Raw genomic sequence first — 495 nt, forward strand, 5'->3', positions numbered from 1 at the left:
CCGCAGGCTTTGCTGTCCGGAACGCAGGTCGATCCCGCCCGCGTTCATTCACAGTGGCAATTCTATCAGAGCCTTGAGCCGGAGTTCGTGTTGAAGCGGCTAACGGCGTCGCTGGCTCCGCCGGATTCAGTACGACTTTCGATCGTCAATGATCGCATCGTTGCCGAGGGTGAGGCTCCCGACACCTGGATAGATCGGGCGCGCGCAGCGGCCCGACAGCTTGAGGCAGGCGGACCGGTATTCGATATCTCCAGGGTCCGTGATGTGAGCCCCGAAGCACGCGAGGCGGAGCGCTGGCAGGCCTATGTGTCGCGACTGGGAACCCAGCCGGGCATCATCGTTGCCGAACAAAAGGTGCGCGATGGCCAATTCTATATTGCCGGCATGAGAGACCCGCTTGCCGCCGACCCGCAGGCTTTGCTGTCCGGAACGCAGGTCGATCCCGCCCGCGTTCATTCACAGTGGCAATTCTATCAGAGCCTTGATCCGGAGTTC

General features: G+C 61.6%; 1 pseudogene. It reads left to right on the forward strand.

What is annotated here, in order from left to right:
* A pseudogene (locus AC0L3H_RS32960) lies at positions 1 to 495 on the forward strand (OmpA family protein); the annotation flags it as partial.

The sequence above is a fragment of the Mesorhizobium sp. WSM4816 genome (assembly GCF_055811535.1).